Consider the following 13,779-nt stretch of genomic DNA (forward strand, 5'->3'; position numbering starts at 1 on the left):
ACTATACCTATTTATTAAATATTGGGCGACAAATATAATTATTTTTGCAGAATTCCTTCTGCTATTTTCTCATTTAATTCTGGAACAATGTCTTTATAATCAGCACGACGACCACATGCATGTATTTCCAATAAAGGATATTTATCAAGAATATGTGACATCAAATCGTCCATGGAAGGTGCTGTGGGCAACTGGCTATACTCTTCATATGTATAGGTAAGAAAAGCCACATTAGGACCTATTCCTTTATTATCCAGCAAGTAGCCTTTATCTAAAACAGTAGGCAGACGTAATCCATTACCCATTTTCAAATCCCCGGGTGCGGGATAGGACAAGATACGTGTACGAGCCTCATCCATTAGAACCGGTACCCGATGTAAATAATCAGCCTTTGTCTTATAGACATAGACTATTGGTGAAGTAGAGGCTGGACTACCACCAGTCAGTTGTGGAGTAATCGCCATAGAATTCATTTCTATCTTTTGCATATCCGATGTAACCGTTGTTTCTTTTTTCGCAGAGCGACAACCTGCCAATAGTACAAGTAAAGCCGCTATTACAATATTAATTTCTTTTTTCATTTTAAAAACTTACATTGTTGACATCCCTTATCTGTTATAACCTGCAATATATACACTCCCGTAGGATATTCCCGACAAGAGAAAGTTATAGTTTCTTTTCCTTCAGACAATATTTGTCTCAATAAACGTCCATTTACATCATATATATTCAACGTATGGGAATTCTCCGGCAAATGGGCAATCACAGTTCCTTGTTGCTTATCACTATAAACAGTAAACTGAGTTTCTTGTTCGGTCTCGATTATTGGGGTAGGATCGGTCTTAATGATAATCTCATTCGTAGTGTCAGGACCACCACGAACAATTTTCCAATCAGTATCATCTGTTCCTTTGTAGACTGCAACAATACGATCTCCGGGTTGTGGAGACAATGAGATTTTACAAGGGAACGTAAAGGCCATACCACCATATGTCTTCATGCTTGAAATAGATGAAGTACCTGATATAAGTTCTCTAATATTCTGATTCTTATCAACTATAGCTAAAGCTACTTTTCCAGAAAACGGAATTAATCCGAGATTCCAGAAAAAGCCGCATTTCACAGTAAAATTAGTATTTACATTAAACTGAGTTTCAGAAGTTATCAAACCGGAGTAAGATTCTCCACTGCCAGTTTTTCCAGCAAGCATCCCCAACAAAGTCTGATAGTTTGAATTTCCTTTTGCCGGCTTTAGCCCAAACAAAGCATCTTGATTCGCAATGAAACCACCGCCAGTGCTACCGCCTGCCCCCTGTTCATTCGGATTTAAAGCGGAAATCAGAAAGAAACCATTGCTATGCCCACTCCATCCCCAATTTACTCTGAAATAATTCTCTGTTGTGTATGCATCCAGTATAAACTGATGCCCTTCATTACTAAGAGTAGCTCCCCCATAAAGCACAGGACCTGCTGTCATTATTTCATTTTCCAACATTTGTATCCACTCTGTATCCGAGTACCATTCGCGACGAAGACACAACATACTTTTATCGTACTTCATATACTCAGCCAATCCATAAATTGCTGTCAATGTAGCAGCACCGGTACCACCGGCAGAAGCTATATTGAACTCAGCCTGAGCCATAACACCACAATCGTACATCAAAGTTGCAACTTCATTTTTGGTAACTTCTGAAGAACTCCAATCATATTCAAGTGGCATATTATTCCACGCATAAGTATTGCCTAATGTCCTTTCTGGCACTGTCTGGGAAATTTCTCTTCCATTTATATGTGCTGTATAATTGTAAGTCGGAAGAGTTCCCGTACCAGCATCCGGCCATTGATAATATCTCATAAGTATAGCTACAGCCGTTGCAACACAACCTGTTACAGTTCGGATGCGATTAATTTCAGGACAAAGGAAGTTATAGGGACTTAATTGATCCCACTTTGCCGTTTCATATTGTTTCACCACGTCTCCCGCAGTCATATCCGACAATCCTCTCCATGCTTTGGATACAACATCAGAAGCATTCAGTCCTGTCTCTCTGGCTCTATTGATCTGCTCTTTCAACCCATTCATCCAACTTTTCAGATTAGCAGGCATCCCATCTACCACAAAGTTATCCGTAAAAGAATACCCCAATACGGGCATAACCACATCATCTCCGGCAATAATAACAAAACCTTTCCGGTCGGTATTATTAAAAACATAAAAAGCCGGAAGATTCCTTGTACTACGGGTACTCAAATCTTCTCCATCCCAAACTAATTGCAGCTGTGGTGATGCAGAAGTGTTACGGGTTTGAACATTCGTTTTAAAGAAATCGGTAGCTAAAGCATGAGCCTGCTCTGCTGTTACATTATCAGCAAGAAGCCGACTTGTAAGAAGAATAAATAGAAAGAGTAGTGTACACCTCATATAGTTAGGGGTTAGTTGTTTTAGTAGCACCTCAACGAATGACACAAATCACTATCTTGTTGTTCATTAGAAAGACAAAATTACTGAAATATATGGTTCGTCAGATGATTTTGGATACTTTTTTTTGATGAGCTTATCGCAAATGAACGTTTTAGAGTGCAAATCGTTCATTAGAATATAACAAACAAGGCCATCCTAAGTTAATAGAATAGCCTCGTTCCTCCATACTATAAATATATAGTCTAACGTTTCATAAATTTGCTCTTGTATATCTTACCATCAACCGACTGCAATACTACAATATAATAACCTGCAGTCAACCCTCTTACTGGTATAGAATACTCTTTTTTATCTCCGGACTCTTTTTGCTGTATCATCTGTTGTCCGGACAGATTATAGACAGAAATTATCTTAACAATATTAGTCGTACGAATATACAGAACATCCTCTACAGGTTGTTGGTAGATAATTATCCCATTCGTATTAATAACTTCATCTTCAATACCAGTAGCCGGTCCTACAGAGAAATTGAAACTGCACAGTGGGTGATTCCCATTATATCCTCCCAACAATTCCGGTTTATATAAACTAACGCTATAATTACCTTCTTCTACTTGTAGTTCTATTTCCATCTTCAATTCAAAAGGTTGGTCTTTTTCTATAAAAACGTCTGCATAATGCAAATTAGAGGTTGAACTTTGACCAACAGTGAAAATCGCTGCCATCAAGGTTTTATCATATACATTGCCAGTTCCACTTAGTGATAAGTCTGCCATCAGCCTAAGTTTTTCTCCTACTTGAAGCTGATTTTTCTCCAAGTGTGCATTGTCTACCACTAAATTAGAGGTTCCGTATGCTCTATTAACAGTGACGGGCAACAGTTTCTCGCCGATACCATATACATATTCCCCCCATTGCACACCTGGACAAATATAATAATCTCCGACAGGAATATTAGTAGACGTCTTTGTTAGATTAGAAACTAAATTTCCGGAAATAATTATTTCTTCATTATCCACACCTGGTTTTAGTTCTAACTGAGTATACCCAGTTAGACTTATGATCTGCGGTTTTTCATCTGTAGTGAGAAACATTACGCCTGCTAAACCATAAAATTCACTTGTTGCACTATTATTGGAAAGTAATAATTTGAAATCACCCTTACAACCACTATATAGATTATGCAAGACTTCTACACTTCCATCCAAATCTTTCTGCAATATCAAGTTACCCGTAAATGGAGTAAGAGTACATTGATTGCCAGCAACAATAAGTGTGAACTGGGATTCCGAACCATAATCACCACGTACACGGCTCCAAGAGGATTCACGCACATCTTTCGTTGCTAAATACAATGCATAAGTTCCATCAGCCAAATCGTTGGGAATTGTAATATTTGAGAAAGTATGCTCTGGGATTCCTAAATTAGTCTTTACATTTCCTAAGGATGCACTCCATAAAACAGATTGTTTACTATCTTTCTCTGCAATGAATCCCAAATGACCATTCTTAAAAGTCGTACTCATATTATACATCTCAGTAACTGTAAGATCAAAATTTTCTCCTTTACTAACTTCTTCTTTGCTGACCTCTAATTTTGAGAGAAAAAAATGAGAAGTATAACTTGAAGATGTCGTAGGAGGTTCAAAGCCGATGAGCATTCCTTGTTGATAGATAAAACCACCGCCAAGATTCGTGCCTCCACCGATACCCGGTGATGATGGATCCAGAGAAACGACTTCGAAGTAACCATTATTGGCACCACCCCATCCCCAATTAACATGAACCATATTTTGAGCATCATAACCATCAAAAACAAATTCATGTCCTACGTCTTTGGATGCACCATTATAAAGTACAGGGCGCCCCCCACTGAGTTCCGTCTTGATCATATTCATCCATTCTTCAGAAGTGAAATACTCGCGAGATATATATCCCAGATTTTCATCATAACCAAAATAATCAATTAAAGCTTGCCCCACTTTATAAGAGTAAGCTCCGGAACTGGAAGGGGAATAATCCATATCAACTGCAACACCACAGGCATACATTAACTGTGCAACAGCATTTGCTTGCTCAGCCGTATAGCTGCCGTCAACATATTGAGGTAACATTTTATCCCAACTAAAAGTCGTATTCCCATAATCAAAGGAATATTCAAATCCTGATGAAGTCTTATAGGAATAGCTACCTTTACCCTTTACTGGATAATTGTGATATTTTAAAATCATTGCCATGGCCGTGGCTACACAGCCAGTCACACAACGGCTTCCTTGCACTAACGGGCAAGCATTATTATAAGGTGCATCCTGATTCCAATTGATATCGCCCAACATAGGAGCAACCGTTTCTGGAAAAACGGCACGCGTCAGTAGTCGAGGCTCTTTTATCACTTGTTCACCACCGGCCAAAGCCGTATATACAGCATTATAACTTTCCAGCCAACTTTGTATATTAGGAGGTAAGTTGTTTATTACAAAAGCACCTCTATCAGAATATCCCAATACAGGTTTCATGCGGTCATCACCCGAAACAATCACATAGGCAGACTGTCCATGGTTATAAACATAAAAAGCTGTTCCTTCCACGCTACGGGTAGATACAGATTTTAGCAAATCATTGGAAACTGCCACCAACTGAATATCACCAGCATTACGGGTTACAACCTCGGATGACTGCATAAAGAAAGAACGAGCAATAGAAAGAGCTTCTTCCGGAGAGCGCTGAGCCGTCCATGCTGTTAAGCTACACAGAAGAACTAAAGACAGGAGTAGTAATTTCTTCATAGGCATCATTTATTAGAATAATTAAAAGGAAATTGCAAAGTTACTGAAATTCGCTACTTTGCAAATATTTTCATCTACTATTTTGTATATCAATAAAAAACAAGGGTGTATCCGCAGATTCGAATACACCCTTCCCTTTTTCTATTTACTTATTAGTTCACCGGAGTTGGAGCCATTGCAGCAGGATTATTGTCAGCCTCTGTAATAGCACTGTTCACTGATGTTTCAGCTTCAGGAATACGGTAAATCATGATAGGAGCTTCAGCAGCAATCTCAGCAAATGTACTGTTGATAGGATAGTTAGCCCCTTGACGGATAATAGGTTTCTTTAAACGCAAGATATCAAATAATGCAAAACCTTCACCCCAAAGTTCAACACGGCGCTGGAACCAAACTTCATCGATAAATGCATCCAAAGAACCTGCTGTGCAAGTATAAGACGGATCACGATATTGTCTTACGAACTCTTCCAATTTCTGCTTACCGGTAGCCAGGTTTTCCCGGCCAAGAGCTTCTGCTTCAATCAATTTCATTTCTTCAACACGCATCAAAGGCCAGTCTTGCGCATTATCCGTATCTGCAAAAGTTCCATTGTCAGGACCAAACTTCACATTTGTATAAGGAGAGAATTTACTGGGGAAAGTTCCACTATTAAACATACCATTCGCCCAATAGTAAGCATAGTCTTCACCAAGTCCATTATCCAGTACAGGCGAGTGCAGATCTTCATCTACCCACCAGCCCTTACGTACATCCGTTTCCGGTATCTTAGCCCATAAATTCTTGTTGATGAGACGATAAGCCACGTCAGTAGCACTGGCAGCCGTTGTATATCCCATACCCGTCAGTGAACAAAGATTAGAAGGCCAGTTCACGATACCGGTTTTTGCCAGATAATCTTCCGTAGTCACTACGATACCCCAGATCCATGCATTATCTGTAGCATTATAGAAAGTAGGCTGGCTTACATCTGCAACAGAATAAGGGGCGGAAGTACCATAAGCTTTAGCTGCATCAGAAGCTGCTGCCGCCCACTTACCCATCAACAAGTTGGCACGGGCACGCAAACCATAGGCCACTTCTACTGATATTTCAGCTTTATCAGCACGTGCAGAAGCACCGGTCAACAAAGTAATGGCCTCATCCAGATCTTCCATAATGCGGCTATATACCTGTTGTACACTTGCACGCGGATTATTCATTAACTCAGTATCAGAAGTTGTTTCCAATACCAAAGGTACCCCATTAGCAGTTTCGTGACCTATGTAAGTCAACTGATAAGTCTGAATAAGTTGTAAATAATCAAAAGCACGTGAAGCCAATGCCTGACCACGATATTTCTTTAAAGAAGCGTCTGTTGCATCTGCCGGAATAGCTTTAAGAATATCATTAGCAGTTTTCATATGCTTATAATATAGCTTCCACAGAAAAGCATTAAATGTAGATGTAATATTTCTGTCTAATAAGCGTTGAGAACTGATAAACTTATTATAACCGGTCTGGTCATTCAAAGTCAACAAATCCTGTCCGGCTGTTTCATAAATCATACAAGCTGCCGGAAAGCCATAGTCCATGTGGTTATTATAATCGGTCAATAGGTTTGTATGAGAATAAAGACCTGTTTTCAAACCATTCAATTCAGAAGAAATACGGTCTGGCAGCAACTCAACCACCTCATTTTTCTGGTCTTGTGTCACGGTGCTTCCTTCAGGAAACTTATCGAGATCACAAGAAACCACCACCATGGTTGCAGAAAGCAGTAATATATATTTGTTAATCTTCATAATTCTATATTTGTTTTAGATTAAAATGAAAGTGATAAACCTCCCGAAATAGCACGGATAGGAGAATATACGTCTGCACTGGCAGTTGTATAGCTCTGACGAGGGTCGAAACCTTTACGCTTACTGAACAGAGCAACATTGTCAGCTGACATATAAACACGCAATGAACTAATACTCAATGAACGCACCCAGCTTTTTGGCAAAGTATATCCCAACGTTATGCTATTGATACTCAAATAGTCAGACTTAGTAAGGAAACGATCAGACAAATAGTTGGCATACTGGTCCGTTGCACTCAGACGAGGTATATTAGAGCCTTTATTATCAGCAGTCCAGGCTTTCAAGATATCCTTATGCCAGTTTTGACCAGGATCGGTACCTGAATTCATCAAAGATGCATAACCATTGTCGTACATACGTCCACCCAACTGATAAGCAAAAGAGATAGAGAAATCAAATCCATACGCATTCAAGCTCGTTCCAAAACCACCATATACTTTCGGCAGAATATCGCCGGTTGCATAACGGGTAGCATTCGGAGCATCCGTAGTTTTTTCTTGTCCGGTTACATTGCCTTCCGCATCCGTAATATCCTTGTAGTATTGTGCGACTCCATTTTCATCTACACCTGCATACTTACGCAGATAGAATTGATATCTGGATTCACCCTCACGATAAATATAGCTACCACTGATCATCTCACCATTCAATGAAGGATCCAGTTCATTAATGGTGTTTTTGAAATGAGTCAAGTTAAAATTCAAGCGCCAGGTCAAATCATTTGTATCAATCAATAATCCGTTCAAATCCAATTCAACACCTTTATTAGTCATAGAACCCACATTCATTGGAATACTGGCATAACCGGCAGAAGCGTTCATTGGTTTATTGTACAACATATCGGTAGTCTTACGACTGAAGTATTCAACAGTACCGCTCAAACGTCCTTTAAAAAACTCAAAGTCAAAGCCTGTGTTGAAACTGTGAGAAGTTTCCCAAGTGATATCTTTATTACCTTTATAAGAAAGAGCTAAGGCAAAATCATTATTACTGTTAGAAACCGTATATTGATCCAGATAAGCATAGTAATTACCAATATTGTCATTACCCTGTGCACCATAACTGATTTTGAACTTCAACATGTCAATCCAAGATACATGCTGCAGGAATGATTCTTTATTCATCAACCAACCTAAACCAACAGACCAGAAGTTACCCCAGCGATTATCAGGATGGAAACGTGAAGAAGCATCGCGACGGAAAGAAGCGCTTGCAAAGTATTTTTCCAGATAGTCATATTGAGCACGGAACAAAAAACCTGCTGTAGCATAATTAGCAGTACTGGAGTTTGTACTCGGAGTATTAATAGCATTATTCAATTCTACAATAGTCGGGTTGTAGACTTTTTGTTTGCTACCGGACAATGATTGATTTTTATAATCATAAGATTCAAAACCTGCCAGCAAATCAATGTTATGGTCACCGAAGTTCTTCTTATAAGTCAGTAAATACTGTTGGTTAATACTGAATACACGACTGTGAGAAACGCCTACCACACCACCGGTATTACCAGCATACTGTCCGTAGTAAGGGTTGATCAATTCAGTGTAACGCGTATTATCCAGATCCATACCCCAATTAGCAGTTGCTTTCAATCCTTCGATAATAGATACTTCTACAAAAGCACGTCCACTCAAGATATCCATATTATACTCATTCTTATCCAACTGCAAAGCAGATGCCGGATTAGATTGAGAAAGGAATGGACGGTTCAAAGCTGTAGTACCATCTGTATACATACCATTACCATAGTCATACATTGTAAAGCCGCGAGAGTCTTTCCTGATACTTCCATCTGCATTACGGATATACAAAGGATAGATAGGAGCAATATTATTAGTTATATAAAATAAGTTGGTAGAGCTTCCTGAAGTAGTTTGTTCATCAGGATAACGGCTCACAATATTAGAGTAAGCAACATTAGCACCTACTTTCAACCACTCCTTCACCTGGTAGTCGGCTTTCAATCGGAACGAAAGACGAGAGAATGAAGAGCCCGGGATGAGACCGCTGTCATCCAGATAGCCGGCTGACATATAATAGTTCATTTTTTCAGTAGAACCACTAATGTTTACGTTATATTCCTGACGTAAGTTACCATTATCAAGCAGTTCTTTCTCCCAATCATCAGGAGTAATATAGTAATCTCCATACACCCGACCAAGCTTAGCATTCGGATTAAGTTTACCGTCTACACCTATATATCCCTCACCATTAGGCACTGTGTAAACAGGGTATCCCAAACCATCCTTAGAAAACAGTAATGAATTAATATACTGATTACCAGTCATTCCATTAGACAATACTCTATTGGGATCTCCACCAGCATAGCCATTCAACATTGCTGTGTAGTAGTTCTCCACATATTCCTGAGAAGAAGTCATAACGTCATAGTTAGACACACCGCGACGGTTAGTACCCCACTTAGCATCCAGATTTACAGTTGCTTTTCCCGTAGCTCCTTTTTTAGTAGTCACCAAAATTACACCATTGGCACCACGTGCACCATACAATGCATTAGAAGCAGCATCCTTTAATACCGTCAAACTCTCAATATCTTGTGAGTTGATAGCTGAAATATCACCATCATAAGGAACACCATCCACTACATACAACGGATTGTTACTTGCAGACAAAGAACCAACACCACGAATACGTACAGTAGACCCTGTACCCGGCTGCCCATTACCACTTGTAGTCTGTACACCGGCCACCTGTCCCGAAAGTGCATTCGATATATTGGAAACCTGACGCTCTGCTATTTTATCAGCTTTAATAGTAGAAGCAGATCCCGTAAACTGAGATTTTTTTGCGGTACCATAAGCAACCACCATTACTTCGTCAAGCATCTCAGCATCAGACTTCATAATAACCTTCACAGTAGGTTTAATACCCACTTCTTGTGCTTGCATTCCAATGTACGAAATCTGCAAAGTCTTCGCAGGACTACAACACGATTATTTAATTGGTTATCAGAGATTTACCAAAATAGAAAGAACTCAAAATTCGAATATTTGTATATAATATTATATTGATTATAAGACATATATATTAATATGATTATCATCATGATCTACCGCATATATCCTAATAATAAATCTAACTTACTAATTATTAAATATATAAATAGATGTATAGTCGTAATTTGCATTATTAAATTGCAACTAAAAGTCTTTTAAATAGCATATTGTTTGAAAATAATTATCTATATAGCTGTAATCAAAAACAAAAACGGGAAGCATATCATTTAGAATATGCCTCCCGCTTTATGTGTAATTTATTTATTGTAAAGTCCACTATTTCTATCAGAACCAACTAAATCACAGAGAAGAAATATATTGAATTAACTGGATAATCCCCTCGTTATCATTCTTCAACTTATTCTTTTTCTGAAAATTCATGATTTCTTTCTTTCGTTCAGGGAATATTTTTATAACTTCTTTTATTCTCCTAAAACGCTCACGTTTTCCATTTATTTCTATGGTGTATATAGTATATGGTTCCACTTTATAATTTTCTGGTAATTTCAACTGATACATTTCTCCACCCGTATTAAGAGAGGAAATATTATCAATAGCCGTTGTAGAAGAACTACCATAACCAATATTTTGAGCACCAATACTCAAACGACAGTGATAGGATGCATACAAAGGATACTTTCCTGACAATAAAACTTCTTCAAAACTATTTCCTGAAGGAATAAAACTCCTCTTTTCAAAATAGATAGTATCAATTTGGTCAATAGGATGAAGAGCCATTTTCTTACCGTCAGAACCAGGATAGATCATTTCTTCAGTTGCCTTGTTATAATTCAACTCTACTTTGTTAACTTTCTTGTTTTTATAAACAATCTGCCCTTCTTGATATTCGGGAAAAACAAAATGTTTACCATTTTGCCCCCAAACAAAAGTAGTGCTTACAAAGCAGCAGCACAATACAATTATCTTATTAGAAATAGACGCCATACTATTATTATTTTAAAATGATTTTTTGTTGATACGTCGTATCATTAGCTAAAGTAACAGAAACAATATAGACTCCAGAAGAAAGCTGTTGCAATGATATTGGTTGAGTTATATTATCCCATTTCATAACACCTCTTCCAGAGAGGTCTGTAATAACGATATCCTTAATTAACTCATTGGAATGAATTATTAACGTTTTGCTTTCCAGATATATTTTGAAAGAACTTGTTTCTTGTTCTGATTCAACACCTGTAGTAGTGATATTAATATCAAAACTAAGTTTATCATTCTCAACAACTAAGTTTGTGATACGTAATCCTCCATCACTATCATCAGATAAGAAAGGTTTCGGATAAGTTTTATCCGTCATAACTGCTCCAGCGTTTGTTTGATAAGCAGCTTCATCTAGAAAACCATTTTCAACTAAGGAACCATAAGGGCGATAGATATAGACCTCATCAGGAGGACCATTCCGGTTACCATTAGATACAGTTGTATTGATTCTATAAATTAATAAACCGGATCTTGGAATGTTCTTTTCGTATTTTCCTTCTTTCTTTCTATATTCCAAAACATAGTATTCATTCGCATTGGATGAATTTATTTTGTAACAAGAGTTATCTGGGCCTTGAGAAAGGGGAACCAATGAATATCTACCAGTGGTTGTAATTTCCGGAATTTCAGTAATCCAACTTTTACCTGCATACATCCACTTCATGTAGGCTCCCATATGGCACCAGCCACTATTCATTAAATCCCAAGCACCAACAGGGTCTAGACTTTTACTTTCTTCACTATAATGATATAAGTCCGGAGCCCCTAAGGCATGAAACATTTCATGGCAGAGGGTATTAACGGTTACTTGGTTTTCCGGTTGAAAAACATAATCCATTACACGCTTGCCATGTATATAGCATTCTTTTGTATAAAGCGACCAACGATGTGCCCATAATAGATCACTCCATCCGTCACTATTTCCCTGAATAACAAAACAGATATTATCAACATATCCGTCATTATCATTATCTATTTCATCTGGAGTAAACTCTTGTTCAATAATACTTCTCATTGCATCAACTGCATTCTGAACAAGATTATGTTCTCTCATTGTAGACTCTTCACTAGTTTTATATCCATCCGGATTAGTCGTTGCATTATAAGCCCGGTAGAAACCTCTGTTATGAAAATCTACATATCCTACATTATTAGCTTCTAAATCAGCATGTGGAAAGAAATGAGACTGGATAGTCAAATTATCATAAGAAACTTCTAAGTAATAATCTTTAAGAGAACCTGTAGAAGAGGTAGTACTGTTAAAACGACTGTCGTATACACTTCTCTTTTTTGAGAAAGTAGTAGCATCCTGAAAAGATATAAATATTACAATATTATTCAGAGGCTTTTTATGAGAAGCGTATTGAGGTTGAAACATTCCCCTTGTCCGTGATAAAGGTTGCAAACGTTCACGACGAACATCATATTTTTCTTTGGAAATTTTCAACCAAGGTTTGAGCTCCGTATCAGTTATCGATGTTTTTCCTACTAAAAACGGTGAAGGAATCAATTCTCCCATATCATTTTTTTCAGCATAATAGCAGTAACCATCTTCTCCTTGCAATACAGTATAACCATCTTTGTCATGCACCCAATGGTAAAACTCATCCCCTGAAGCGTATAGCGTTAATTGACTTCCATCAGGTTGAGTAACTGTTGTTTCAAGAAAGCTAAAAGGAGCAGCATACATCCAGCAGAAGATGTTGCACCAGAAACAAATCAAGAGTAATCTTTTCTTTATCATATCATTGATTTTAAACAAAATAAGGTCACCCTAACAATAGGTGACCTTATTTTAAATGACTATAGGGAAGGATTTAATTTACTTTCGTAGATATAACGCCATCCATTAGTAAGGTAAAGAAGCCACCAGATGCACCTGTGGTTGGATGAATTGCCTGGAATCCAAATCCATATTCAAATGTGATCACTCCATTATCAAAGATTCCGACTAAAGCACCCATGGTATACAAGTCTTCGCCTTCTACGTGGGTAGCTCTGAAGTACCGATTCCATGCACCTGTAGGTTTAGGCATCGGACCTATGTATTGGTTATCTTTCATTGTAACTACAATTTCACCATCAACTTCTTCCACACTCATCTTCGCAAGAGTTCCATAACCAAAGTCTACATTCAACACGTTAGTATCTTCATCGGAAGCAGTAATTAAAGCCGGAACACTAACCGGAGTAACTTCATCGAAAGCAGAAATACCGGTCATATTATGGGTTCCGATTATAGCTGCCCATGGATGTTCATCATCGACAATCGTAACAAGAACACTATTCTGTGCAGATTCCAATAATTTAGGAGATGTTGCTGAGATTATAATTCTAAAAGTTTTCTTTCCGGTAAAAATATCATTATCTATCGGTCGTACAATTACATTTTGTATTCCACAACCATCTTCGAAAACTATTTCTTTGTTTTCAATAACAAAGTCAGTCCCTTCAATAGCTGGATTACTTTCTCCTTCAGAAGAAGCCGTAAGGGTTACTATTACCTTTCCACTGCCTTTAATCCCTGCTAAAGCAAGGGGAATTTCGAGCGGTTCGGTAGCATTCTCGTCTACAGAAGCTGTCGTAGTCGGAAAGCTTGCATTAGAGTCTGCCGCTCTGAACGATTGCGGTTCGTTATCATCGCATGCGGCAAAAGCAAACAACAATCCGGCAGCCAATATTAAATATGTCAATTTTTTCATTTG

At 38.1% G+C, this 13,779-nt stretch carries 8 protein-coding genes; all 8 read right to left on the minus strand.

The window, feature by feature from the left end:
- Positions 1 to 38: 38 nt before the first annotated feature.
- Positions 39 to 581: a hypothetical protein gene (locus DW036_RS16465; protein ID WP_022391675.1), complete on the minus strand. Its 543-nt coding sequence runs from the start codon at positions 579 to 581 to the stop codon at positions 39 to 41.
- Positions 578 to 2,425 carry a thiol protease/hemagglutinin PrtT gene (locus tag DW036_RS16470; RefSeq protein ID WP_118465355.1) on the minus strand — a complete coding sequence of 616 codons (1,848 nt, stop codon included), beginning with the start codon at positions 2,423 to 2,425 and terminating at the stop codon, positions 578 to 580. The genes DW036_RS16465 and DW036_RS16470 overlap by 4 nt, the downstream gene beginning before the upstream one ends.
- Positions 2,426 to 2,667: 242 nt before the next feature.
- Positions 2,668 to 5,211, minus strand: coding sequence for a thiol protease/hemagglutinin PrtT (locus tag DW036_RS16475; protein ID WP_233560463.1), 2,544 nt, complete (start codon positions 5,209 to 5,211; stop codon positions 2,668 to 2,670).
- Between the two features lie 152 nt (positions 5,212 to 5,363).
- The gene (locus DW036_RS16480) at positions 5,364 to 6,995 is read right to left on the minus strand and encodes a RagB/SusD family nutrient uptake outer membrane protein (protein WP_118465357.1); all 1,632 of its coding nucleotides are present in this window, start codon (positions 6,993 to 6,995) and stop codon (positions 5,364 to 5,366) included.
- Positions 6,996 to 7,015: 20 nt separating this feature from the next.
- Positions 7,016 to 9,988 carry a TonB-dependent receptor gene (locus DW036_RS16485; protein ID WP_118465358.1) on the minus strand — a complete coding sequence of 991 codons (2,973 nt, stop codon included), beginning with the start codon at positions 9,986 to 9,988 and terminating at the stop codon, positions 7,016 to 7,018.
- A 387-nt stretch (positions 9,989 to 10,375) separates the two neighbouring features.
- A complete protein-coding gene (locus DW036_RS16490) occupies positions 10,376 to 11,020 on the minus strand; it encodes a hypothetical protein (protein ID WP_118465359.1) in 645 nt (214 codons plus the stop codon).
- A 7-nt stretch (positions 11,021 to 11,027) separates the two neighbouring features.
- Entirely contained in the window at positions 11,028 to 12,818 is a 1,791-nt protein-coding gene (locus DW036_RS16495) for a M6 family metalloprotease domain-containing protein (protein WP_233560465.1), read from the minus strand.
- A 73-nt stretch (positions 12,819 to 12,891) separates the two neighbouring features.
- Positions 12,892 to 13,776, minus strand: coding sequence for a Calx-beta domain-containing protein (locus tag DW036_RS16500; RefSeq protein ID WP_022391682.1), 885 nt, complete (start codon positions 13,774 to 13,776; stop codon positions 12,892 to 12,894).
- Between the last annotated feature and the right edge of the window lie 3 nt (positions 13,777 to 13,779).

Source organism: Bacteroides sp. AF39-11AC (genome assembly GCF_003474285.1).
Taxonomy (GTDB): domain Bacteria; phylum Bacteroidota; class Bacteroidia; order Bacteroidales; family Bacteroidaceae; genus Bacteroides.